Raw genomic sequence first — 26,249 nt, forward strand, 5'->3', positions numbered from 1 at the left:
TCTCCTGGGGGTGGACGTGACGAACTGGACTGGGGCTGGGCTTCGTATACTCGTGTGGTGGCAGGGATGGCGGACGTGGCTCGCCTTGCCGGCGTGTCGCCGATGACGGTCTCGCACGTCGTCAACGGGCATCGGTACGTGCGCGACGAGACGAAGGCGCGCGTGTTGGCCGCGATGGCCGAGCTCGACTACCAGCCGAACCTGGCCGCTCGGGCGCTCCGTCGCGGACGCGTGGGGGCGATCGGGCTCGCCGTCGGCCACATCCACTACGCATACAACGCCAACCTTGCCCGCACGGTCACGGCCCAGGCGGCGGCGCTCGGTTACCACGTGGCGATCGAAGCGACGGGCGGCGACCGGAACGGCGAGGCCGCGACCTGGCAGCGGTCGCCACTGTTCTACGACGGCTTGCTGATCAACGCCAACCAACTCGAGCGGCTGCCGGATGGCGTGCGCGCCGATTTTCCCGTTGTGTTTCTCGGCGAGAGCATGTCCGACCCCGCCGTCGATCACGTGGCGATGGCGAACGTCGAGGGCACGCGCCTCGCCACCCAACACCTGCTCGACAGCGGTTGCCGAAGGATCGCGATGGCGGGTGGGAGCCTGACGACCGCGAAGCGCATGGTCACGCTGCGCACCCAGGGGTATGTCGACGCCCTGACCCGGGCCGGACGGCCCATCGACCCGGCGCTCGTCGTCGGGGCGTCCGACGCCCCTCCGCTGCGCACGGGGGCGGTCGCAATCGCCACGATGGTGGCGGCCGGTACCTCGTTCGACGGTGTCGTCTGCACAACCGACAGCGTCGCGTACGGTGTGCTTCGGGGCCTTGCCGAGGCAGGTCTCAACTGCCCGCGCGACGTGCGGGTGGTCGGTTTCGACAACCTCCCCGACTCCTGCTACACCGTACCCAGCCTGACGTCCATCGATCCCCACGACGAGGACCTCGTGGCAGCGGCGCTCGGCATGCTGGTCGAGCGCATGAAGGGATTCACCGGGCCCGGCAGAAGCATCGTGGGGGCGTGCTCTGTCGTTGAGCGAGAGTCCACGCGCTAACTCCGTCCGCTGCGGCATCGTTGCCACCGGCATCCTTCTTGTATCGATATACACGGGAGGTGCATAGAGTACGCGTTGACTCATCCAAAGTGCGCGTGTAGAGGGTTAGTTGCCTCATCTGGACATGCGCGGAAGGCTCTGACGCCACAGGTGCGTGCGCCCGCGCCCCGCGGCCTCGGCGGGAGCCTGTCGACGGCGAGGAGGTGATCGAGGCGCTGCGGAAGGTGTGGGGCCGTGATGGATGCGGCCACTCTGGCTGCCGCACGGGTGGGGGCGTCACGTCGCGGCGTTCGTCGATTCGAATTCATCGCGCCGCATGAGGCGAGCGAACTTCGGGCAACTCTCTGCGGTTACGACCGGCACGAGGCCGGCCAGGCACTCACCGCCAGCGCCAAGATCTACAGCCGATGGCTCGACGACACCGGAGCGGCGATCGAGCGCCACCACGAGGCCCAAAACTCGCCCTGCAGTACCTTCGCGACATCATCGATCAGGCCAGCTACCCTTGGCCTGCACATCGTCGGCCAGGCCGTTGGTGAGCCGAACGACCGCTACCCCGACACATGCAACAGTGGATCAACCGCTGACTCGCTGAGGCGCGAGCCTGCACGACACACACCGCTCACCCTGGCAGTGCCTGGCGGTTCCGAGGCGTACGTGTCGTTCCAGAACTTCACCTCCACCTCCGGGTTCGTCACGTGGCGACTGGCTCGGCGAGTCGTCTTCGTCTACACCCGACCCGGCGAGAAGGTCATCGACTTCGACGCCGACCTACAACTTCGTGACGCCGCGTCAGTTGGACGCGGCTACCTGCCGATCACTGAACCGGCTGAAGGGGGTCAGCTCGTTCTTTCCACCTGCGCGGATGCCGGTTGAACTGGGTGTTTGCCTGGCCTGCGGAAATTCAAGCGCCCCCGGCAGGATTCGAACCTGCGACACACGGTTGAGGAAGATCCTGGATGACGTATCCCAGGCGTTCTACCAGCGACGTTGCGACCACTCCTGCGTTCAGGAGTGCACTGAAGGTGCCTGGTCGGACGCCAGTTCGCACCACAAGTGATTCCACGAGCGCCGGTGGGTCGACGAGGCGGAGGCTGATTCTTTGGAGCGGGATCGCTGGGTAAACCAAGGTCCTGACTCCGGTTGGCCGAGCGTCGACAGTCACGTAGTTCCACCCGGCTATGGCGGTGGTCGCCCACACGGACGACGTCGCCCCCGATCGCGGTCGCCGTGTGGAAGAGCGTTACCGTGATCATGGCCTCGGCGCTGTCCGGATACCCCCCAGGTTGAGATTTTCACCGGACTACCTATCTGAGACGATGCTGGTCGCGGTCGCAGGCGCACCGCGCCTCTCCGCCCGTCGTGTCCGGGCCCCCTTCGGATCCCACTGCTCGAGGCTAGCGTCTTCCAGCCGCTGGCTCGGTGGCTCGGCTGCAGTGGACCTGGCGTCGTACCACGAAGGCTGCATGGGAGAGCTGCCGTCAGGCGCGCGGCAGCCGGATAGGCTGCCCATCCGGATCGCAGCGGGAACGACGAGGCGGGCCGTGTCGGCGCGTGATCGGTATCCGGCGCTGCCGCTGGGCTCGAGTTCGAGGCGGAGCTCCCCGTCAGGCGCTGCGTCTGATCGTGAGGGTGTGGGGGATCACGACCTGACGCGGACCTCGCGTCCTGTCGGCGATCCGATCGAGGAGCAGCTCAAGGGCGGTCCGGGCGATGGCCGCCTTGTCCGGCGCAATCGTGGTTAGTGTTGGCGTGCTGTACCGGCCGTCGTCGATGTCGTCGATGCCGATGACGGCCACGTCCTCGGGTACGCGAAGGCCGCGCTCGTGCAGGGTGTGGATCGCGCCGAGTGCGAGCAGGTCGTTGTAGCAGAAGATCGCGTCGGGCTGGACTCCGCGGTCAAGTATCTCGGCCATGGCCTGTGCCCCGTCGTGTCGGTGGTACTTGGTTGTGTGAATGACGAGGGCGGGGTCGTACGGCATCCCGGCGGCCTCGAGGGCCTGACGGTATCCCTCGGTCCGTTGTGGTGCCGTGCCGCCTCCGCGTGGGTCCTGGTGCCCGATCGCAGCGATGCGTCGGCAGCCACGTTCAATCAGGTATCCGGTGGCATCGGCGGCGGCGGTCACGTTGTCGATGGCGACGTGGTCGATGCCGCTCCCGGTGATGCGCTCGCCCAGAAGCACCAGTGGGGTGGTGTCGCGACGGCTCTCGTACTCGGAGCGTTCGATGCCGAGGGGGCTGAAGAGGATGCCGTCCACCATGCCCGGGTTCATGCCGCTGAGCACAAAGCGCTCGGCCTCGAGACGCCCCTCGGTCTGGTCGATCAGCACGGTGTACCCGCGTTCGCGGGCGGCCTGGACGACGTTCCGGATCAGCTCTGCGAAGTAGGGCACGTCGATCTCGGGCACGGCGACAGCGATCAATGCGGCGCGGCGCAGACGCAGATTGCGGGCGGACAGGTTGGGGCGGTACCCCAGCGTTTCGATCGCCCAGCGGACCCGTTCGCGGGTCGCCTCCCTGACCGGACGATTGCCCGACAGCACGTTCGACACCGTGGTGGGTGACACCTGCGCCAGCGCCGCAACCTCACGGACGCCGATGTCAGGTCGCTGCGTCGATGGTCCGGGATTCGGCATGCAGGCATCCTCCCAGAAGCCTTCAACGGTTCCGGTGGCTGGCCTTGTAACGTTGTACGCACTAGAGCAGCCCCAGCGCTATATCCTAGGAGCTGCATGGCTCTAGCCATGGTCCATCATGGTTACAACGTCAAAATTGCCTCTTGTACGTCGGTGTTGACGTCGCTACTGTCCGGGGCATGTTGACCCCTCTCGCAACGAAGCGTCGGAAGTTCGCCATCGCGTTGATCGGCGTTTGGGCTTTGCTGTCCGCCACGGCCCCGGCCGCCGCCGAGCCTGCAGGCGGGACGGGGATCGATACCTCGGCCGCGACCCCGCCCTTGAGTGCAGACCCTCCCGGGAAGACGCTTGAAGTTCGAGGCCTGGTGGTGGACGCCGACAGCGGCGCACCGATCGAAGGGGCCAGCGTGCACGCCTCGAGGAGCGAGGTCTTCGCCACGACGGCGAAGAACGGAACCTTCGTCCTGACCGGTGTGCCGGACAGCAGCGCCCTCGTGATCGCGGGCAGAGAGGGGTACGCCTTCGCGGCGACGACGGTAGGAGGTTCGGTCACGCTCAAGCTGCACCGTGACACCGATCCGGCCCGGGCGGAGTATCCGCGTCCGGATGCCGATCGACGCCCCTTCACGGACGACACCTGGATGTCCCTGAATGGCACCTGGTCGTTCGACTTCGATCCCGACAACGTCGGAGAGGACGAGCGGTGGTTCGATCCCGACCACGAGTTCGGCAAGGCGATCCGGGTCCCGTTCGGCTACCAGTCGCTAGCCGCCTGGGGGGAAGAGGAGCTGGCGACCAAGGAGATCTTCCGCAGTGCCTTCTCCAGCTACCGCGGAACCGTCTGGTACCGGCGCTCCTTCACCGTCCCCGAAGACTTCTCCGGCCAGAAGGTGAGGCTCCGGATCGGGGCCGCCGACTGGGGCGCGGCGGTCTGGCTCGACGGAGAGCCGGTGCTGCCGTACTCCGGGGACGGCTACACCGAGATCAGCGCCGGACTGGGATCACTGACTCCGGGCTCGACCCACACGGTGACAATCAGGGCTGTTGCGCCACCGACGACGCCCGATTCCCCGTACCCAATGGGCAAGCAAACGGGACTTCCCGACGGGGAGAACACCGGCTGGTTCAGCGACATTGGCGGCATCTGGCAGTCGGTGTGGATCGAGCCCTATGCCGACGCACGACTGACGCAGACGCAGGTGACCCCCGAGTTGACCTTCGAGGGGAACGCGCGGAACCCGTCCGCAGCGGCCGCGAAGATTGACGTCACCGCTGTCGGCGGGACTACCGCCACGGTGAAGGTGAAGGACCCCGACGGAGAGGTTGTCGATACCGTCAACATGCCGCTGAGCGAGGGTCAAGGTACGGCGCGGATCCCGATCAAGAACCCGCACCTGTGGGAGCCGGACGACCCAGCTCTGTATACCGCCGACATCCGACTGGATGACGACGACGGTATCCGGACCACCTTTGGGATGCGCAAGGTCGAACGCAAGTGGGCACCTGGCCACACCGACGAATACCAGTACGTCTATCTCAACAACCGCCCGATCTATGTGCGTGGCGTTCTCGACCAGGGCTACAACCCGTGGGGCATCTACACCTATACCGGGGTTACCGCCGGTCCCGATCTGCAGACCGGGACCGAGGCCGATCCGGGCCGCGGATCGATCCTGCGCGACTTGAAGAGCGCCAAGGAACTCGGGTTCAACGTGGTCCGGCACCACCTCAAGGTCAACGAACCGGCCTACTACCACTGGGCAGACAAGCTCGGTCTGATGATCTGGTACGACCTTCCCAACGCGGGCTGGCACTCCCTGGGCGAGGAGGCGGAGCAACTGTTCGAGGAATTGCTGCGTAACACGCTCCAGCGTGATCACAATCATCCATCCATCGTGATCTGGAACATATTCAACGAATCCTGGGGGATCAACGAGATGCCGTTCCAGGAGCCGATTCCAGCAGAAGCGTTCCCGTACGTCCGCCGCATGGTCGACATCACGCGCAGCCTCGATCCGTCCCGGCTGGTCGTCGACAACTCCGCCTGCTGCCAGAACGGCCACCTGGACACTGATCTCAACGACTTCCACTACTACCTGAACACCTACGACCAGTGGAAGAACCTCCTGGACGGGTTCAACGCTCAGGTCAAACCGGGCTCCACCTGGAACTTCAACGATGGCGCTCAGAGCGGGCAGCCCTGGCTCAACTCCGAGTTCTCCACCAGGGGCGGCCAGTTTCCCCACCAGGTGAGCCTCTTCCGCGCCTATCCCAAACTCAACGGCTATGTCGGCGTGCAGCTGGCCGAGACCGAGCAGGAGATCCACAGCCCGTTCCGCTTCGACCGGCAGCCGAATGAGCCAGAGTTCGTGGACCACCGCGGCAGAACCCGCACTATCGACATGTTCCAGGGCGACGACGCCGTCTCCCTGATGAGCAAGTCGACGCGCACCGTCGACCGAGGAGACTCGATCGACGTCCCGGTCAAGATCAGCCACTTCAGCGATGACGACCTCTCCGGGGCCGAGCTGCGGTGGAAGATCGGCGGATACGATGACGAGGGTCGCTGGGTCGCCGACGCCGGCGGCGGCTCGCGGTCGATCGACCCAGCGCTGTACACCGTCTCCGACGCCGGCACCGTGTCGGTCACCGCCCCCGACGAGCTGCGGGTCGGATACCTCTGGGTCTGGCTCGAAGTCGACGGCAAGACCGTCGCCGAGAACTACCTCACCTTCGACACCCCGGGCCCGGACGGCGAGTCCGACTTCTCACCCAGCCACGTGACCGCCCAGGCGTGGACCGGCGGCGCCCAAGCCCAGACCACCGGTGGGTCGGACTGGGTCACCGGCTACGGTCGTGGCTACTTCGAGTACAAGGTTCAGGTGCCGGAGGAAGTCCGCACGGGTCGGGCCTACACAGCGACCCTGATCGCGGAGGTCGCGTCCGCCCAAGCACCGGGCTGGTACGACCCCAATAACGTGACCAGCGCGCGCCGCTACCCCACCCGCCTCACCGTGTCCGTCAACGGCAGGTCGCTGCCAGCGATCACGCTGCCCGACGATCCCCACGGTCCAATGGCGCTGGCCGGACGATCGCGCGGCTCCGTCGGGGGTGACTTCGGCAACCGCTACGGCTACCGCATCGCCATCCCAATCACCTCGAAACAACTCGGCGACGCCGACACCATGACGCTACGCCTCACCTCCGACGGCGGCGGCCTGTCAATCCTCGGGGCCAGCTCGGGCCGCCATGGCATACCGCCCACGCTGGTCAGCGGTCGTGTCTCGGTACCCGAGGAACGTCCACAAGTCCGACCTGTGGACTCCCGGCTGTCGGTGTACCAAGCCCCCGCGGCGGTCTCACTGACGACTGGCTCCGGGACGGCGATCGTCTCGGTCGTCAACGACACAGCCAAGACTGTGCGGAACATCGGGGTGCGACTGGCGGCTCCGGACGGATGGACCGCCACTGGCACCGAGTTGACCACGATCCGCTCCCTGGAGCCTGGCGAGGCCCGGCACATCGCGTTCACTGTGCAGGCGGAGTCGGAGGTGTCGGCCGGCCAGACCGCAGACTTCACCGCCACCGCGAGCTGGGGCGACCACGCGATCCAGGCCATCAGCACCTCTACGGTGGACTTCGACCCCGAGGCATATTCCGAGGTCGGGGTGGACGACACCTTCGACACCGACTCCAGCGCCGACTACACGGTCTACAAGCCGTCGGCGGGCGAGGCGTTGCCGCAGTTGACCTTCGGCGCGGGAAGCCTGCAGGCGGAAGGGCCGGGCGCCTACTACGCACTGGTCGCCCATGGCTCCGGACCGAAGAGCTCCCGGGCAGCGGTGATCGTCGACCATGGCAAGTGGGCTGGCACTGGACAGGGGCAGGATGCGCTGTTCAACGGGCTGGTCAAGGACGAGCGCAACTACGTCATGGCCTGGACCGGTATCAGGGGAAATCATGGCATCGACTTCAGGATCGACGGCCAGCTCACCAGCGCCTGCTGCTCCCCGGCACCCCTCGACTCCGGTGATCGCTGGGCTTTCGTGCTCGACGGCAACTCGATCACCATTTGGATCGACCGTGGGCTGGGATGGTCCCGGATCATGACGAGCACGACCCAGGGCCGGATCGACTTCACCCAGCCGGGCGCGTTGGACGGCTGGCACTACGCGGCAGGCCTGCGCAGCAACGCTGGAACCCAGGCAATCGGCCGCCTCGAAGGACGCAGCGACTCCGACTGAGGCCGAGCTCCGGTTGATGGACCTCCACCGAGGAGGCAGCGGAAGTCCATCGGGACCGCAGGCGCCGCTCACCGACGACCTATCCATGCACCTGTGAAAGGAGACGGTCATGGATACGACGGTCCAGCGGATCCGTGCGGCGGTTGTCGCTGAGCTGCGCGCGGCCGACTACATGAGGTCGACGATCGGCCAGTACCAGAAGACGATCAGAGCGCTCACAACTTTCGTCGAGGAGCGTGGAGGTGTCTACACGCCGACGTTGGGGGCTGTGTTCGCGTCGATGACGGTCAGCCCTCGTACTGGCCGGGTCAGTGCACAGCGACGGTTCGACAACGGGCGGATGGTCGGCGTGTTCGATGCGTACGTGCGTACCGGACGCGTGGACCTTTCTGAGGGTGGGGCGCGAGCTGCCCGAGCTGGTGGCTGCCGGATGCGAGGCACGCATCGTGCACGGTCTCGCCGAAGACGAAGGGCGCGGCAACGCTCGACACCGCCGGTCTGGAGCGTCGGGAGCTCCACGGCTCGCCCTCGGCCGGCCACGTCCAGTCCAAGTACATGGTCGTCACCAAGCCGACCGGCATTGGCTCAGGCAAGGGCACCGGCAGCCACAACTCTGAGCAAGCCAGGGATTGGCAGGAGAGCTCACCCATGACGACAAGCATCGGGCGGAACGTCCTTGATGACTACGGGAACACCGTGGTTTGGCGGGGCGACCAAACGAGTTTGGCGAACGGCTCGCCGAGTGGCTCCGGGTCAGCCCTTGATGGCGCCGGTCAGGACGCCCTTGGTGAAGTACCGCTGCAGGAACGGGTAGACGATCAGGATCGGCACGGTGGCGAGCACGATCACGGCCATCTGTAGGGTGATGCCCGGCGGCGGTGGCGGCTGATCGGCCACCGGCACCGAACCGGGAATGGTCACACCCGCCAGCACGTACTGCTGGAGGACCACCTGGATCGGCCATCTCTCGGCGTCGTTGATGTATAGCAGCGCGTTGAAGTAGGTGTTCCAGTAGCCGACGGCGTAGAACAGCGCCATGACCGCCAGGACGGGCTTGGACAGCGGCAGGACGATTTGCAGGAAGATTCGCCATTCGCCGGCGCCGTCGATGCGGGCGGCCTCGATGAGCTCTGCGGGCAGGTTCATGAAGAAGTTGCGGATGACGATCATGTTGAACGCCGAGATCAGGCCCGGGATGATCAGGCTCCACAGCGAATCGATCAGCCCGAACGCCTTGATCAGCAGGTAGTTCGGGATGATGCCTGCACTGAAGAACATGGTCGCCAGCACCATGATCAGCACGGCCTTGGCGCCCGGGACCTCCTTGGTCCGGCTCAGTCCCCACGCGAGCATCGAGGTGAAGGCGAGTGACAGGGCCGTGCCGACCACGGTCAGCCACAAGGAGTTCCGCAGCCCTTGGGTGACCGTGCCGCCCTCGAAGATGACTCGGTAGGAATCCAGCGAATACTCGGTCGGGAAGACGACACCGGACCGGGCCTGCGCCGGCGAGGCGAAGCTCATCGCGATCACGTACACCAGCGGATAGAGCATGGTGATCACGATGAGCGTGATCACCAGGGCCTTCAGTGCCCGCACCCACAGCGACGGCGGGTTCAGCCATGGCGGCAGGTCGGCCTTCCTGCGGCGCCGCACGGTTTGCGGCAGCGCTTTCGTCCCCGCTGTCACCGTCGACATCAGAAGATCCCCTCTCCGCCGAGCTTCTTGGCGACCTTGTTGGCGCCGAGCACCAGGATCGTGCCGACGACTCCTTTGAGGAGCCCGGCCGCCGTGGCGATGCCCCACTGGCCGCCGAGCACGCCGCGGAAGTACACGAACGTGTCGAGCACCTGGGCGGCGTCGGCGCCGACCTTCGGCTGCTGCAGCAGGAGTTGCTCGAAGCCGACGGCCAGGATGTTGCCGAGATTGAGAATGAGCAGAAGTGTCGCCACCGGAATGAGCCCCGGCAGGGTCACGTGCCAGATGCGCTGCCAGCCGTTCGCACCGTCGATGGCTGCGGCCTCGTAGCGGTCCGGCGGGATGCCGGCGATCGCGGCGAAGAAGATGATCGTGCCCCAGCCGATGTCCTTCCAGATGCTCTGGGCGACCACCAAGAGCTTGAAAGTGTCGGGGTTGGTCATCGCGTCGAAGCCGCCCACGCCGAAGTCCGACAGAACGTCGGAGACCAGGCCGCCTCCGCCGAGGACCTGCTGCCACACCGAGATCACGATGACCCACGACAGGAAGTGCGGCAGGTACACCACGGTCTGGACCATGCGCTTGAGACGATTCGACAGCAGCGAGTCCAGCAGCAGCGCCAGCGCGATCGGCGCCGGGAACGCGAACACCAGTTGCAGGAACGCGATGATCAGCGTGTTCCGCAGCGCCGTGAGGACCTCGGGATCGTAGAAGATCGCCTGGAAGTTGGCCAGGCCCACCCACTCCGATCCGCCGATGCCGCGGAACGGCGAGTACTGCTGGAACGCCACGATATTGCCGAGCATCGGCACGTACGCGAACACCAGGAAGAACAGCGCACCCGGGACGATGAACGTGTACACCCAGCGCTCGCGCCAGATCCGCTGCCGCAGGGTGAATCCGGAGCGTTTAGGCGGGGTCGGATGCGGCCCAGGGCGCACTTCCTGCGCCTCGGGGCCGCTGTCGGTCCGCGTGCTCACTGCGCGTCCAGGACCTCGGTGTACTCAGTGCGGATCTGCTCGCCGCCCTGCGACATGTAGCGAGAGACGAACGAATCCAGGTCGTCGACGCTTTCGCGGCCGGAGATGACGCCGCGCTCGAAGTCGTCCCACTGCGTCTGGAGCTGCGCGCCCTTGGTCACGAAGGTCGCGGACTCCGTTTCGAAGCCTTCCAGGTCGCGGACGATCGAGTTCTTGGCCATGTTCTCCAGCACGGTCGAGAAGCGCTTGGCGCGGTCGACGGTGGAGACGTGGGCGCGGTAGGAGTTGTCGCCGCTGGTAACCCCGACGTAGTTGACACCGAGCTCGATGCGGGTCTCCTCGTTGATCACAGGGTTGCCGTCCGCGTCGAATTCGAAGTTGTGACCCTCGATGCCGTTGACTATGAACAGGAGTTCCTCCGAGCCGTAGGGGGCCGAGAGGTAGTCGAGCACGTTGAGGATCTCGGTGAGGCGGTCCTCGTCCTTGGCGGCCTCGGCGGAGATGCACGTGGACTTTCCGTAGGGGACGTTGCGGGTGATGACCGGCCCGTCGCCGTCGAAGCCGGGGATGTCGAGCCAGTCCCACTTCGAGCCGGGCACGTCGGCTTCGCGCGTTGAGTATTCAGGGGCGCTGAAGGTGCCCCCGACTGGGTCGTACTTGAGCGCCGTGCCGGAGACGATCTCGGCACCGTTGGTGGTCATGGCGGCCGGGTCGAAGATGCCCTCGTTCCAGGCGTTGGAGAGCCAGGTGAGCATCTCCTTGTAGTTCTCGGTCTCGGAGACGTGGACGAGCTTCCCGGAGGAGTCGAGCTGCCAGTCGGGGCCGGTCTTGAAGATCCAGCGCCACATGGGGAACTCATAGAAGTTGATGCCGTAGACCTTCTGGCCGCCGGGGCCCTGCCCGAGGTCGGAGACCTCCTTGAGAGCGGTGAACAGCTCGTCGGCGTCCCTGGGCGCGGTGCCGATGCTGGTCTGCTCCAGCAGGTCGGTGCGCATGGAGATCACGTTGGAGATGTTCCAGACGATCGAAGGGATCTGGAAGATGCGCCCGTCCTTGAGGCTGGCCTTCCAGACGTTCTCCTTTCGGGCGGCCAGGTTGGGCCACTTGAGGATGTTGTCGCCGGAGAGGACCTCGGACAGATCGGCGAATGCGCCGTCGCGGACGCCCTGAAGGTTGACCGCGCTCTGATCGTTCAGGAAGACCAGATCGGGGACCTCGCCGGAGGCGAGCATCGTGGAGAACTTCTCGTCAAAGACCGGCTGTGGAACGAACTGGGGTTTGAAGCTTACGCCGAGGCGCTTGTTGAGCTCCTCCCAATACGGGTTCATCTTAAGCGGTTTGGGCGGGTCACCCCAGGTGAGCTGGAAGGTGGTGATGGTTCCGCCGGAGGCGGGCCCGCGCTCGACCGACTTGAAGAGGTTCTGAGGGTTCTCGGTGTAGACGTTCTCCATGCCCGGAGTCTCGGAGACATGGAACGGCTGGACGTCGAGGTCCGGGGCCGGCTGGTAGGTCGGCAGGTCGAAGTTGCCACCGCCGCCTTTGGTTCCGCCGCTCTTGGTTCGGCCGCTGTCGGTGCATCCGGTGAGCGCCGCGCCAGCGAGCATGCCGCCGGCGCCGACGCCGACCGCGCCGAGGAAGGTGCGACGTGAGAATCGAGCCATGAGAGGGGTCCTCCTAGTGGTGTCCTTGAGATGGGTGTCACTGGCATGACTGGTGGGGGAGGCCCCAAGCCCTTTCTTGGGACCTCGGTATCGCGAGTTACGCCTTTGTCAGGCCGGCGATCGCTTCGGCGAGATCGTCAGCGGCGGTGTCCACTTCCTCCTGGGTTGCACCTTTGTCGTCGGCCACGGTCTGGGCGGCGTCGCGCGCGGTCACCAGGTCGCTCCAGGTGTCGGCGGTCCAGTCGTTCTCGTTCAGCGCCTCGACCTCGTCCAGGTAGAGGTCGAGGCCGGTGGTGTCCACGACATTGCCGACCAGTTCGACCTCGGCGAGGTTGGCGTTCCCGCTTGGCGCGTACACACGTAGGGCCCCGTATTCGGCGGTCTCGCTCAAGGTGATCTCGTTCCAGCCGTCGGCGACCTCGCTGATGGTCGCGAATGTCTCCCAGGTCGCGCCGCCGCCGTTCGATCCCTGGAGCTGGATGCCCATGGCCCGGGATGTGTAGCCGGAGCGCGGAAGGAACCGGATCCTGTCGGCGGTGAAGGCGGTTGGCTCGGTCGGGACGACCTGCACCCAGCCGGTGGACTGCTTGGTGTCGGTGAAGGTCGACTCGTCGCCGTCGAACATCGCCCAGCCGTTGGCCGCTGCGTCCCGCTTGCCGTCCCACGATTCGCTGCTGGCCGTCACCCACGACTGCTCGATCGACGCGGTCGCCGAGGGCGGCGGCTCGAGCAGGTCCCAGGCGGCGAGCAGCCGCTCGAACAGGGCGTCTCGATCGGCGTCCGGCTCCTCGGCCGCCGTCCGGACGGCCTCCACCTCGCGGGTGAAGAGGATGCCCGAAGCCCGCGAGTATTGATCCAGGTCGACGGCGTCGGCCTGCGCCAGCACGGTGTCTAGGTCGCCTTCGATCTCACCGAAGAGCCTGAGCTCGGCGATCGAGACGGCGAGGCGGTTCCGCACCCGCAGGTACCGGTACGGGGTGGAGTCGGACGATTCCAGGTTCTGCCAGTCCCAGCCTCTGAACGTCGGCTCGGTCAGCGTCGTCCAGTGCTCCAGGTCGCTGGAGCCCTGGAAGACCAGGTTGTCCACGCGGCCCAGGTCTCTGTCGTCTTGGCGGGCCAGGAAGTCGATCCGGTTCAGCGCGAGGCCGCGGCCTTCGCCGAAGTCCCAGGTCAGGTGGTACTCGTCGTCCGCCTCGATCAACTCGCCGACGGTGTCGGTCTTCCCGTCGAGCGTGAGCGCGGCCTGCGTCGCGCCCGCCGGGTAGGGTGCGCCGGTGTCGTCGACGACCTCGGCGAACCGGGCGGGGTCGACGATGTGGCGTTCATCGGAGAAGTACAGCCCGGTGAAGTCGGTCGTCGCGAGGACGGTGGGGGCGGCCTCGCCGTCGGCGGTGGTGTAGTCGATGCTGATCGGTACGTTGCCGATCGGCTGGTCCTCGCCGAACTCGATGTCGGCTGTCCAGGACAGTCCGTCCTCGCTGGCCGCCTCGACTTTGTGGCCGCCGATGGTGACGGCCACGTCGCTGATCGGCTCGGTGCTGGTGAACGCCAGTGCGGCCGTGTCGCCGGCGGTCACCCGCTCCCGCAGCGCGCCCGGTGACGTGAGGGAGGCTTCCTCGATGGTGCCCGGCACTTCGCTGCGGTCGCCCATGATGTGGAACTCGTCGACGATCCAGAGGCCCGGGTAGGCCGGGTCGTTCGGCGCCGCGGGTTTGTCGACCTGGAGCTTGAGGAACCGGAACTGCTCCCCGCGGTGCTCTGCGACGACCGGGATGTGCTCCCAGAGGTTCGTCTCGGTGGTGGGCCGCTCCGACAGCAGCTCCCAGTTCGCGCCGTCGTTCGAGCCGTACACGTTGGTGCCGGCCGAGCGCATCGCGAAGGCGTACGGGCCTTGGAACGCGAACTCCTCGGCCGCGACCCGGTACCGGGTGCCGAAGTCGAGGACGAAGGAGACGTGGAGGATGTTGCCGGTGTGGCCCTCGCGGACCATGGTGTCGGCCTGGGCGGCGGTGATGTCATGGGTCGTGACCATGCCGCCGGAGATGTCGAGCCCGCCGTCCTCCAGACGCGGGTTGAGCAGTTCCATCGTCTCGACCACGTCCCGCAGCGCCTCGAAGGCGGCGACGAACTCCTCGTCCGTGCCGGATTCGGAGGCCTCCCGGGCCTCGCGCAGCGCCGCTTCGAACAGCTCGCGGCTGTCCGACGTGTACACGGCGTCCGGATCGTAGAGGTCTTCGAGCAGGGTGTCGATCGTCTTGGGACGGTTCTTCGCGACGACGAGCTCGAAGGTCCGGGCCGCGATGGTCTGGCCGTCGTCGGCGACGATCTGCACTTCGTGGCGGCCCCGGTCGGCGTCCCCTGGCTTCCAAGTGAACTGGCCGGTCGCGGCGTCGAACGAGGCGCCGTCGGGGAGGCCGTTGACCGAGTAGGCCACGTTCCCTCCGGTGTCGACCGCCGCGAGGTCGATCTCCCGCTCCATGTTCGCGGCCAGGTATAGGGTGCCGTCGGCCTGCTTGAACTGCGGCGGCGTCAGGTCCTTCGCTCCGGAGAGGATGACACTGTGCATGTCCACAGTGGTCCCCTCGGCGCCGCTGAGCCGGAAGTAGTTGATCGGGTTCCCGGCCATGGCGTAGGCGACGTAGCGCCACTTGCCTCCGGTGTCGGGGAGCTCGCGCACCGCCAGTGTTCTCGCGGGCTGCTCGTTGGGATTGACCCCCGAAGGCTCGATGTTGTTGAACACCTGCAGATTCGCCGGACCGTCACTGCGGTACTTCAGGCCGATCACGGCGCCATGGGCATACTCCATGCGGGCCATGGCACTGGTCGTGCCTTCCCTGCTGAGGCTCGCGCGGGCGAAGGTCTCGCCGTTCTCGGTGACCAGCTCGGTCCTGTCGTCGAGCAGGAGCCCGGCGCTGTCGAACTTCAGCGCCGCGTTCTGGGGCGGGGGAGGCGGTTCGGTTCCGGCCAGCTCCTCGGGGAACGCGACCCAGTACTCGGGGTTCTTGTCGCCCGAGCCCCAGAAGTTCGCCACAGACGTGCTGCGGTAGTAGATCGGACCATCCATCCGGGACGCCAGCCGGGCCAGCCACGGCGCTTCGGTCTCGACGTCCACACCGCGTTCGATCTTGTACTCGTAGTAGAGCTCCGCGACCGAGATCATGTTGTAGATGCGGCCCCGGTAGGACTGTGAGACGGTGCCGGGCCAGTCGTCGCCCCGCTCGTCCACCCACGGCATCCAGGCGCCCTGCATGAACCGGTAGAACTGGTCGGCGCCCTTCAGTAGCCGCCGCCCGAGGAAGTCGTAGGCGCTGACCGCGTCGTTGGCCGTGGAGACGGTTCCGGAGGTCGGGTCGACCTTGGTGCCTTGCACTTCCAGCATCCGCGCCAGCCCGGCGAAGTTGTCGATGTTGCATTCGCCGTGGGCCTGGTCGCGGCCCATCTCCCGGACCTGCACGAAGTCGTACCCGTAGGGGTTGATCGGGTTGTCCGCCTCGATGAGCGGCATCTGCTCGGCCATGGAGCCGTTGTCGTAGGCGTCGTCGCCCGAGTTCACGGTGAACCACTCGACGCCCGTGGCGTAGCCCTCCGCGTCGTCGGAGTAGATCGCGGTCGCGATGCGCCCGAACAGGCCGAAGTTGTGCTGGTTCATCCAGGTGTGGTTGGAGTACAGGAAGGTCTTGACCACGGGGTTCGCGAAGTTGCCGAGCAGGCGCTCGTCGTCCTCGGCGCTCCACACGACGTTGTAGCCGTCCTGGGTCCCGGGGGTGTCGTCGTCAAGCGGCTCGGTGGCGCGGATGATCTCGGCGGCCATGAGGAACTGGTACAGCGGGTGTCCGGTGTGGATATGCGCGTCGGGGAAGTACCGGTAGCCGTTCGGGTCCATGTCGGCCCAGACGCGCAGCGCCTGGATCGCGTTCTTGCGGTAGACCTCGTCGCCGGTGGTGACCCACATGAGGGACTGCGTGAGCGCGCCGAAGGAGTCGTTCGTCTCCCGGCCGCGCATCCCGGCGTTGTCGAAGATCCTGGTCTTCGCCTTGTCGGGTTCTTCCGCCGACAGGGCGTTGGACGCCCGCCACGTCGTGGACGCGAAGCCGGTCTTCGTCATCGCGTTGAAGTAGGAGGCCCACGGCTCCTCGCCTGAGCGGACCCTCTCCTGGGTGGTCCGCAGATTCTCGGCCGAGAGACCGATCCCGGGGTGGACGAACCCGGCGTCGCTCACGGTCTCGTTGATCACGACCACGTTGTCGGTGATCAGCCCCTCATTCTCGGCGGCCTGGGTCGGGGATGCCGTCACGAGCAGGCTCGCCGCGACCGCCAGCACGGCGGCCACGACTATCGGCCGTGATCGTTCACTGTGTCTGACCTTCATCGCTAGGTTCCTTCCATAGCTCGGCGCGGGTCGAGGGGCAGATCTGTCGAACGCGGCGACTGCTTCATGGGCTCGAATGAGAGGCGGGACGGGGGTCGGGCGGAGGACGGCTGGAGTGAGGCCGGGGTCGGGGCGGAGACCGGAGTGAGCCGGGACGGAGCGGCGGGCGCTTGCAGGCAGGACTCGACCACTCCGGGCCGCGCTCGCGATCGTAGAAAACGGTTTCATGGAAACTAGTCTTCGCCGATCGGTCTCGCAAGGCGGGCGGTGGCCATGTTTCCGAATCCGGCCACCCTGTGGGCGTTCGGAGGCGAGCCCGTGTTCCCCGGTGTCCGTCTGCGGGTAGATAATGTTTTCTACCGAGGTCCATTTCCACCATGGAACAGCTGGTGGGGGTCCGCAGCAGAAGGGGTCTGACGTGGCACGAAGACCGTCCGCCGATGGGCGTAGGCGTACCACCATCAAGGACGTGGCGACCCGGGCTGGTGTGTCGGTGCCCACGGTGTCGCGGGTACTCGCCGGCAACTACCCCGTCGCCACCGCCACCCGGACCAAGGTGCTGCGCGCGATACGGGAGCTCGACTACGTCGTGAACGCGCACGCCCGTGCGCTGGCCGGAGCTACCACGAAGACAATCGCGCTCGTGCTCCACGACATCATCTCGCCGTTCTTCAGCCATATCGCCCAGGGGGTTGAGGAGCAGGCGGCCGCCGAGGGGCGGGTCTGCCTGGTCCGCACGACGCACGGTGATGCCGACCGCGAGCTGGCGGTTGTCGAGATGATGCGCGAACAGCACGGCGACGCCGTCATCCTCGTCGGCGGTGCCTCCCAGAGGGATGAGTACCGCGAGCGGATGACCCGCTTCGCCCACGCCCTCGACGACGCCGGTTCCCGGCTGGTCCTGTGTGGGCGGCCATCACTCGGTCCCGATGTACCCGCCACCGTCGTGGAGTACGACAACGAGGGTGGAGCGTTCGCGATGACGAGCTACCTGCTGTCCGCAGGGCACAGGCGCATCGCCTTCGTGGGGGCCTCCGACATGGCCTCCACTCCTACCGAGCGGGTGGGCGGTTATGTGCGGGCACACGAGTCGTTCGGTGTACCGGTCGATCCCGCCCTCATCGTTCCCGGCGAGTTCGCCCGGTCGTCCGGCCACCACGCCACCCGACGCCTGCTCGAGCACGGTCCGGAGTTCACGGCCGTCTTCGCGGTCACCGACATCGTCGCGACCGGTGTCCTTCACGCCCTGCGGGAGGCCGGCCGTCGAGTTCCTGAGGACGTTTCAGTCGTCGGGTACGACGACATTCCGGTGGCCGCCGAGCTCACCCCGACGCTGACCACGGTGCGCGTGCCGCAGCTCGAGCTGGGCCGGACGGCGGTCCGCCTGGCGCTCCACCGGCACGAGCCCGGTACCGGGCAACACGTGGTGCTCGGCACGCACATCGTCGTCCGCGACTCCGTGGCACCGCGCTGATCGCGAGCCCCAGCGGTCTCCGCGTTGCCGGGCGATCTCTGGGCGTCCACCCGGGCCGCGTCAGCTCCACCTGCCCGATGCCGTGTGGCTCGATGGTGTGGCTGATGTAAACGTTCGACATCGTATAGTTCACTGACAGGGATCGGGTTACCGCCGCGAGGCGGTAGCCCACGGTCAGGAGGGGTGTGCATTGAGGCCGGTGCCAGATAGGGCTGCGGGCGCCTCGGCGTCCACCGGCACCATCGGTGCCGGGTCCATGGGTGGCGGCTCTTCCGGCGGCAGTCCGGGACGTGGTAGCCGGGCGAATATCCGGGATGTGGCTCGGGTGGCTGAGGTTTCCGTCGCGACGGCCTCTCGGGTGTTCTCCGACAGCAGTCTGGTGCGGCCGGCTACGCGTGAGAAGGTGCTCCGGGCCGCCGAGTCTCTGGGTTACCTGCCGAATGCCCATGCCCGCGCGCTGGTCGGCGGCGGGGGGCATACGGTGGCGTTTCTTACCGCGGAGATGGTGGGCCCGTCCTTCGCCGATCTGGCGAGCGGAGTGGAGCAGGTGACGGCGGAGTACGGCCACCTGTTCATGCTGTGCACGACGCACGATGACGTCGAGCGTGAGCAGCGGTATGTACGCCTGATGGGTGAGCAACGGGCGGCTGCCGTGCTGCTCGTCGGGGCGACCGAGGCCGGACCGGACTACCAGCGCCGGGTGCTCGGCTATGTCAAGGAGCTGGGTGCCGTGGGCACCCAGCTCATCCTTTGTGGGCGACCGCCTGTCAGTCCGGGCGCGGATGTGCCGAGCATCGAGTACGACAACCTCGGCGGCGGCTATTCCGCCACCCGGCACCTGCTCGAGCTCGGCCATCGCCGGATTCTGGCGGTCGGCTTCTCGCCCCTGCAGACCACGACCGGGCCGCGCCTGACAGGTGCGCGGCAGGCGTACGGGGATGCCGGATTGCCGGTTGACGACCTCCTGCTGGCGGAGAGCTGCTTCAGCATCGAGGAAGGTGACCGGGCGGTGACGCAGGCCTTGGCAGAAGACACCGGCTTCACCGCGGTGGTCGCGGCCGCCGACCATGTGGCGATCGGCTGCCTGCGTGCGATCCGCCGCGCCGGCCTTCGGGTGCCCGAGGACATCTCGTTGACCGGTTTCGACGACATCCCGGTGGTCAGCGACCTGACGCCGGCCTTGACGACCGTGCGGGTCCCGTTCGGTGAGCTCGGCCGGGTCAGCGCCCGGGTGGCCCTGGACGAGGTGGAGCGTCGGCGGTATCGACACGTCGTACTCCCGACGGAGTTGGTGGTCCGCGCGTCGACGGCACCACCACCACCGGCGTAGGGCCGCCCGGAGTCACCGCCGTCCGGAACCGGAATGTAACCGGTTCCAAAAATCTCTTGTCCGCGGCGTGGCCTGCTTGTAACGTGCCGGAAAGCGCATTCCTGCACGTGTCTCTCCGGCCCGCACCGCGGCTGCCGCATCACGTTATTCCTACGCGTACTTAAATCCTCCACTTCAACCGAAGAGGGTGCCTTCTGTGGATCAGGCTGCTGCCGCCGCGGGCGGCCATGTCCGACGATTCGGTGCGTTTGCCGCAGTGCTTCTGCTCGTCACCGGACTCCTCTTTGCGGTAGCCGGGCCAGCCCCCGCGCAGGATCTGGGCACGTGTGACGTGACGTTCCAGTCCACGGTCAGCGAGCAAGGGTTCGTCCACCCCGGCATCGGGCTCACCGAGCCCATCATCAAGAACGTGCGCGACCAGATCGCGGCCGGAGCCGAGCCGTGGACGTCCGGGTTCGAGGCTTTGAAGCAGGCCCGTTACGCCGGCGAGAACGTCGGCCCGTCCAACGTCGGGTCCGATCCGACCAAGCCGCGCACGGTCGCCTTCAACGGGGGCACGAGAGGTCTGTTCGAGGCCGACGGCCTGAAGTCCTACACGCAGGCGGTCATGTACCTGCTCACAGGCAAGGAGGTCCACCGCGCGAACGCCCTGCGCATCATCCGCCTCTGGGAGCAGATGGACCCCGAGCAATACGAGTACTACGTCGACTCGCACATCCATAACGGCGTCCCGCTCTTCCGCATGGCCTCCGCCGCCGAAATCCTGCGCTATACCAGCTGCGGCGAGGACGACTCCCTTGCGTGGACCGACGCCGACACGCAGGCGTTCAGCGAGAACCTCATCAGGCCGACCATAGCGACGTTCATGTCCTCCCAGGACCACTTCATGAACCAGCACAACTACCCGCTGCTGGGCTCCATGGCCGGGGCGATCTTCATGGACGACACCGCGCTGTACGCCGAGAAGGTCGAGTGGTTCACCGTCAACTCGACCGCCAAGGACCGGGGCTTCAACGGCTCCATCAAGTGGCTGGCCCGCTGGGTCGACAAGAACGACAAGAGCGGCGAGCCCATCGACAACCCGCACGTGCAGCTCACCGAGATGGGACGCGACCAGGCGCACGGCGGCGGCAACCTCACCAACTTCGCGGCGCTGTCCCGCATGATGATGGCCCAGGACACTCTGGTGGATCCGGTCGACGGCACGGTCTCGACCGCCGAAGACGCCGTCGGGCCCTACGAGTTCCTCGACGACCGCATCCTGAAGGCCGCCGACTACTTCTGGCAGTTCATGCTCGGCTACGACACCGAGTGGACGCCGATCGCCTACGCGATCTCGCCCGACGGGACGATCCGCGACACCTACAACCACATCGCCGATGGCTACCGCGGCCGGTACGCCACCGCGAGCTTCTGGGAGATCTACTACTACTACAAGTTCACGCTCGGCAAGGACGTCGAGGAGATGGCCCCCTTCTTCGCCGAGGCGTACGCCAAACGCCCCGGACCCGCCTTCATCGGCTGGGACGGCCACGACGGCGGCGGCGACTCGTGGCTGTTCGCGCCCGCCGAGGCGGAAGGGGAGACGACCCCGCCGCTGGAAGAGCCCGGTATCCGCGAGGTCGAGCAGCGCTACACGCACCTGGCCGGCGACGTCGAGACCGGCGACGGCTACGTGCGCATGGCCGACGGTTCAAAGATCGCCTACCTCAGCGGCGCGACGAATCACCCGCAGCTCGGCTTCCTCGTCCGCACCCAAGGCGACGCCGTGCTTCACCTGCGCACGCTCAGAAACGGCCAGTCCATAAAGCGCAAGTACCCGATGATCGTGCCGGACACCGGCGGCGAATGGCGCTATGTCACGAACGACGGCACCATGGACAACATCCTGTTCATCGAGGCCGAGGGCGCGACCGTCGACATCGACCACATCAACGTCGGCGCCGCGACCGAGCTCGACGGGCCGGTCTTCCCCAAGGACGCGGCCGACCGGATCATCGCCTGGACCGGGGCGGACCTCAGCGTCGATCTCGCGGCGACCGCCGCCGAGGGCACGACCTACACCGCGACCGGGCTTCCTGAGAGCGCCGCTCTCGACCCTGACACGGGCACGTTGACCTGGACGCCTGACGAGGCCGGTACCTGGACGGTCACTGTCGCCGCCAATGACGGCACCAACGCCGCAGCCCGTCGTGTGACGTTCGACATCGCTGACGACCGTCGCGACGCCATCGCACTCGCCGTGGACGGCATCGATCTTGAAGACGGATACGAGTCGGCGACCGAGGCCGCCTACATCGACGCCGAGGACACCGCCGAGGATGTGCGCAAGCACGGCTCGGACGCGGAATACCTGGCCGCGCTGGCCGATCTCGTCACCGCGGTCGACGGGCTGAGCCTGCTCTCGCCCAAGTCCGAGGTGGACGGCAGCCTCGACTATCCGGGACTCGTCGCCTCCTCCACCACCGGGGACCGCATCGTCAACATGGTCGACGGCGACAACCAGTCCGGCACCTCCTACCCCCAGGCCGTCAACATGTCGCACATCTTCGACTTCGGCCCAGACTTCAGAGTCTCGGCCAGGAAGTTCGGGTTCCAGAGCAACATCTTCGCCGACCGGCTCGCCAACTCGGCGGTGTTCGGCTCCAACGACGGGAAGAACTGGACCCGGCTCACCCCCGAGGTCACCCAGTTCACCCAGGACTTCAACACCCTGGACGTCGCCAAGGACCTCAAGGACGACCAGTTCCGATACATCAAGGTCCAGATGCTCGAACAGCTGCCGGACGTTCTCTACGGGATCATCCGCGGCGTGTTCGAGATGACCGAGTTCCACGTCTACGGCGAACGCCACGAGATCGGCAACCTGATCAAATCGACTTCGATCGCCTCGGACCAGGCCGTCGCGGGCAGGATCGCGATGGGCGACAGCATCGACGTCTCGGTCACCGCGAAGGAGCCGCTCGACTCTCTCACCGTCAACGTGATGGGCAAATCGGCTGCGGCCACTTCCGAGGACGGCGTCCACTGGAACGCCTCGGTTGTCCTCGACGGCGTCGAGGCCGGCCCAGTCACCCTCACGGTCGACTACACCGGCTCCGATGGCAAGGCCGGACCGACCTTCTACGGCACCACCGACGGATCGAAGCTCTACATCGTGGACCCCGCACGCTTCATCGACGTGGCCGAGCTGGCCACCGTCACCGCATCCGACAAGCAGTGGCCGGGCGATGGACTGGGCGCCGACGAGGTCGGCTACCTGCTCTTCGACGGCGACCCCAACACCTACGGCGACCTGAACACCGGACCAGGTGCGTACTACGACATCGACTTCGGCGCGGAAGCGTCCGTGCGACCCGAGCTGGTCCTGATGCTGCCGCGGGCCAGCCACCCGCAGCGGGCCAACGGCACGGTCGTGCAGGGGTCGAATGACGGCCAGACCTGGACCGACCTCACCGAGCCACTCACCGGGGCCGTCGCGAACGACTGGAGCGTCCAACCCGCCTCGGCCCAGGACCACTACCGGTACCTGCGGATCCACAACGCCGCGAGCTGGTTCGGCAACCTCTCCGAGGTCGAACTCTACGGCGACATCGCCTACGACGACGCGTAGTTCGATTCGAAGGTGCGCACGACCGACGAATGTCGTTAGTGCTCACGGAGCGGTAACGGATTCCTGGCCCCTTACCTGGGCAGCCATTCGCAAGATCGGTAAAGACATATCGCGCTACTTAGATGGAGGAGCATTACATGATCGGGAATGGCCAGACCTTTCCGAGCCGGCCGTCGCGAAGGGACGCGTTGCGTCTTGCTGGGGGCGTGGCGCTGACGAGCATGACGGTCGCGGGGTGTGATCTGCTGTCCACGGATCCCGGTGGTTCAGAGGGAACCAACCAGGAGACGGCGAAGGGCAAGCAGGCGCCGATCCTCGAGAAGCTGGTGAAGTCAGGTGACCTGCCGCCGGTGTCGGAGCGGCTGCCCAAGAACCCCCTTGTGGTGAAGCCGACAAGTGAGATCGGTCGTTATGGCGGGACGTGGCGCACCTTCCTCGACGGACTGGCGGCGGTGGGCTACAAGTCCTACGTCGAACTCGGATACGACCCCCTGGTCTCCTGGAAAGCCGACTGGAGTGACGTCGTACCCAACCTCGCCGAAGGATGGGACGTCGAGAACGACGGCCAGGCCTACGTCTTCCACCTCCGGCAAGGCGTCAAGTGGTCTGATGGTGAACCCTTCACCGCAGACGATCTCGCGTTCATGTTCGAAGACGTCTGGGGAAATGAGGAGATCAGCCCGGTACCCCCGACGATGTTCTCGACCGGAGACAAACTCGCTGCTTTCGAGAAGGTCGACGACTTTACCGTGCGCATCGAGTTCGACGCGCCGAGCTCGCTGTTCATCCGTCGACTCGCGACACCCAGCGGGGGGCTACTTCTGACGCCGCGCCACTATATGGAGCAGTTCCATGTCAAGTACAACTCCGACGCAAATGCGCAGGCGAAGGACGAGGGTTTCGGAGACTGGATCGAGTACTTCTGGAACCGCAACACCGTACCCAGCAACCCCGACCGTCCGAGTCTGAACGCATGGCTTCTCAAGACCGCGGTCGACGAATCGTCGGGCCGCGCGGTGTGGGAACGCAACCCGTACTACTGGAAGGTCGATCCGGACGGCAGCCAGCTGCCATACATCGACAGGGTGACGTACGAAATCATGGACCTCGAGGTCGCGCTGCTGCGCACCACGAGCGGTGACCTCGATCTCAACTCGCCAGCGCTGACCGGCGGAGTGACCACGGTTGACAACAAGCCGGTTCTGGCCCGCGGGCGCGACAAGGGCGGATACGACTTCATCGACGGCGTGCCTGGGAGCATGAACCAGGGTGTCGTCTGTCTGAACCTCAACCATAAGAATCCTGTTCTCCGAGAGGTCTTCCAGAATCGCGAATTCCGGATCGGCCTTTCCCACGCGATCAATCGCGATGAGATCGTGAACGCGGTCTACCAGAGGCAGGGAGAGCCATGGCAGGCGGCACCGCGGAAAGAGTCGGAGTTCTTCAGCGAGAAGCTTGCAAAGCAGTACACCGAATATGACGTCGACCTCGCAAACGAATACCTCGACCGGGCCGGATACTCCAAGCGGGACGCAAGCGGGAACCGCCTCGGTCCTGACGGCAAGCGGATCGTCTTCTCAATGGAGGTCGTCACCAACGAGCCGAACCAGATCTCGGCGATGGATCTGGTTAAGGGATACTGGGGCAAGGTCGGGATCGAGATGCAGGTCAAGACCGAAGACCGCACGCTCTTCTACGACCGCAAGGCCGCCAACCTCCATGACGCCAGCGTGTGGACCGGCGACGGCGGACTGTACGACGCCGATCTTGACCCCCGGTGGTACTTCCCCTACAGCGGCGAGTCCAACTACGCACCACTGTGGGCAACGTGGTACACGTCTCTGGGTGCCGAAGGAGAGAAGCCGCCTGCTGCTGCCGTCGAGCAGATGAAGCTCTACGACCAGTACGGCGCCACGGTCGACAAGGCCGAAGCAGCAAGGATCTTCACCGAGATCCTGAAGATCGCCGAGGAACAGTTCTGGGTGATCGGCCTCGTATCAGTCGAGGGGACCTACGGAACGGTCCGCAAGAACTTCCGCAACGTCCCCAGCTCGATCCCTGCGGCATGGCTCTACCCGACACCGGGGCCGACCCGACCGGAGCAGTTCTACGTCAGCGACTAGCCGCGGCTTAGGCTCACGTCCAAGCGGCGTTGAGACGCTCGTACTCTTCGGCGGTCACGGGCAGCACGACGCCGTGGCAGGGGTCGTTCGGCAGTCGGTGGTGCTTGGAGAGGATCCACTTGCCGCTGGCGAGGTTGGTCGTCTCGAAGGGGACGTAGCGGCGTTCCGGCGTGAACTCGTCGATCCAGAGGTACCACTTTTCTTCGGTGTTCGACTTGTACACCAGCGGGCCCTCGCCTTGGGTGATCGTGCGGAGGCCGATGCCTTCGGCCAGCGGCTTCCATTCGGTGGCCGTCAGCGAGGTCGAGATTTCGGAGAAGATCGACTTGCCGAGAGGCGCGTCGCCGGTGCGGCTGCGTTCGTCCTTCAGGAAACGGTAGTAGACGCCGTCGTGGTCGATCACTGTGGTATCGATCGTGTGCCATCCTCGGTCGATCCACACGCGCGGATCTGAGAAATCGCGGAAGTCGCGGGTGGTCGCATACATGATCCGGTTGTAGCTCTGGCCCTCGTGGGCGTCGTTGTCGTAGAGGGTCGAGGACCAGTGGACGAGGTAGGTTTCCTGCTCGGGATCCCAGACCGCCTCTGGGGCCCAGGTGTTGCCGGCCTCGGGCGGTGCGACCTCGACGAGTCTGCCCTGCCCCCAGTTCACTAAATCCATCGACTCCCAGACCATGATCGAGCGGCTGCCTCGGCGCTGGTGCCGGTCCCAATCAAGGCTGGTGTAGAGGCGCAGGTCGGTCGCGACCAGGTAGAACCGGTCGCGTTCCGGCGAACGGATGATGTGCGGGTCGCGGACGCCACATTCACCCAAGGTGGAGTACAGGACCGGCTTGCCGCCGTTGAGGTCGTCGAAGGCCAGCGGGTCGTTGCCGTCGCTCAAGGCGAAGTAGATCTGCTCACCGTCGGCTGATTCGCGTTTGAAATGCGCGTAGAGGTAGCCCGCATGTTCGGGCTGTTGGCGTCGTACTCCGTTGAGTCCCATGGGACTGAACCCTCCCTTTCGTCGGATCCGCTCTTTCATCGCATAGGACAATTGCGCGGGCCCAAGGCGACGAGGCTCTGCCCGTC

Annotated in this window: 13 protein-coding genes; 7 read left to right on the forward strand and 6 right to left on the reverse strand. The window is 66.1% G+C overall.

Translation table 11 applies throughout. The annotated features are described in order from the left end of the window. Positions 1 to 66: 66 nt before the first annotated feature. Positions 67 to 1,053, forward strand: coding sequence for a LacI family DNA-binding transcriptional regulator (locus ABNF93_RS29140; protein ID WP_349331464.1), 987 nt, complete (start codon positions 67 to 69; stop codon positions 1,051 to 1,053). 237 nt (positions 1,054 to 1,290) lie between these two features. Next, positions 1,291 to 1,929: a hypothetical protein gene (locus tag ABNF93_RS29145; protein WP_349331427.1), complete on the forward strand. Its 639-nt coding sequence runs from the start codon at positions 1,291 to 1,293 to the stop codon at positions 1,927 to 1,929. A 731-nt stretch (positions 1,930 to 2,660) separates the two neighbouring features. Here the strand turns inward: ABNF93_RS29145 and ABNF93_RS29150 are convergent. Further along, positions 2,661 to 3,689, reverse strand: a complete 1,029-nt coding sequence (locus ABNF93_RS29150; RefSeq protein ID WP_349331428.1) for a LacI family DNA-binding transcriptional regulator — start codon at positions 3,687 to 3,689, stop codon at positions 2,661 to 2,663. Between the two features lie 179 nt (positions 3,690 to 3,868). Here ABNF93_RS29150 and ABNF93_RS29155 point away from each other — a divergent pair, with 179 nt between their 5' ends. Further along, a complete protein-coding gene (locus tag ABNF93_RS29155) occupies positions 3,869 to 7,933 on the forward strand; it encodes a glycoside hydrolase family 2 TIM barrel-domain containing protein (RefSeq protein ID WP_349331429.1) in 4,065 nt (1,354 codons plus the stop codon). 753 nt (positions 7,934 to 8,686) lie between these two features. Here the strand turns inward: ABNF93_RS29155 and ABNF93_RS29160 are convergent. The 4 genes from ABNF93_RS29160 to ABNF93_RS29175 all read right to left on the reverse strand — a co-directional run bounded on the left by ABNF93_RS29160 (position 8,687) and on the right by ABNF93_RS29175 (position 16,638). Beyond that, on the reverse strand, positions 8,687 to 9,628 hold the full coding sequence (locus ABNF93_RS29160; RefSeq protein WP_349331430.1) for a carbohydrate ABC transporter permease: 942 nt from the start codon (positions 9,626 to 9,628) through the stop codon (positions 8,687 to 8,689). Continuing rightward, complete coding sequence (locus ABNF93_RS29165) at positions 9,628 to 10,608, reverse strand: ABC transporter permease (protein ID WP_349331431.1); 981 nt, start codon at positions 10,606 to 10,608, stop codon at positions 9,628 to 9,630. The genes ABNF93_RS29160 and ABNF93_RS29165 overlap by 1 nt, the downstream gene beginning before the upstream one ends. Further along, positions 10,605 to 12,269 (reverse strand): type 2 periplasmic-binding domain-containing protein, encoded by a 1,665-nt coding sequence (locus tag ABNF93_RS29170; RefSeq protein WP_349331432.1) that lies wholly within the window; start codon positions 12,267 to 12,269, stop codon positions 10,605 to 10,607. The genes ABNF93_RS29165 and ABNF93_RS29170 overlap by 4 nt, the downstream gene beginning before the upstream one ends. 97 nt (positions 12,270 to 12,366) lie before the next feature. Beyond that, complete coding sequence (locus ABNF93_RS29175; RefSeq protein WP_349331433.1) at positions 12,367 to 16,638, reverse strand: putative Ig domain-containing protein; 4,272 nt, start codon at positions 16,636 to 16,638, stop codon at positions 12,367 to 12,369. A gap of 418 nt (positions 16,639 to 17,056) precedes the next feature. Here ABNF93_RS29175 and ABNF93_RS29180 point away from each other — a divergent pair, with 418 nt between their 5' ends. The 4 genes from ABNF93_RS29180 to ABNF93_RS29195 all read left to right on the forward strand — a co-directional run bounded on the left by ABNF93_RS29180 (position 17,057) and on the right by ABNF93_RS29195 (position 25,178). Next, complete coding sequence (locus ABNF93_RS29180; protein ID WP_349331434.1) at positions 17,057 to 18,112, forward strand: LacI family DNA-binding transcriptional regulator; 1,056 nt, start codon at positions 17,057 to 17,059, stop codon at positions 18,110 to 18,112. Positions 18,113 to 18,368: 256 nt separating this feature from the next. Beyond that, on the forward strand, positions 18,369 to 19,442 hold the full coding sequence (locus tag ABNF93_RS29185; RefSeq protein WP_349331465.1) for a LacI family DNA-binding transcriptional regulator: 1,074 nt from the start codon (positions 18,369 to 18,371) through the stop codon (positions 19,440 to 19,442). Positions 19,443 to 19,638: 196 nt separating this feature from the next. After that, on the forward strand, positions 19,639 to 23,055 hold the full coding sequence (locus ABNF93_RS29190; RefSeq protein ID WP_349331435.1) for a putative Ig domain-containing protein: 3,417 nt from the start codon (positions 19,639 to 19,641) through the stop codon (positions 23,053 to 23,055). 137 nt (positions 23,056 to 23,192) lie between these two features. Then, positions 23,193 to 25,178, forward strand: a complete 1,986-nt coding sequence (locus ABNF93_RS29195) for an ABC transporter substrate-binding protein (RefSeq protein ID WP_349331436.1) — start codon at positions 23,193 to 23,195, stop codon at positions 25,176 to 25,178. A 13-nt stretch (positions 25,179 to 25,191) separates the two neighbouring features. Here the strand turns inward: ABNF93_RS29195 and ABNF93_RS29200 are convergent, their stop codons facing one another. Next, complete coding sequence (locus tag ABNF93_RS29200; protein WP_349331437.1) at positions 25,192 to 26,163, reverse strand: glycoside hydrolase family 43 protein; 972 nt, start codon at positions 26,161 to 26,163, stop codon at positions 25,192 to 25,194. Positions 26,164 to 26,249 lie beyond the last annotated feature (86 nt).

Origin of the sequence: Actinopolymorpha sp. B9G3, from assembly GCF_040120725.1 — a bacterium.
GTDB lineage: Bacteria > Actinomycetota > Actinomycetes > Propionibacteriales > Actinopolymorphaceae > Thermasporomyces.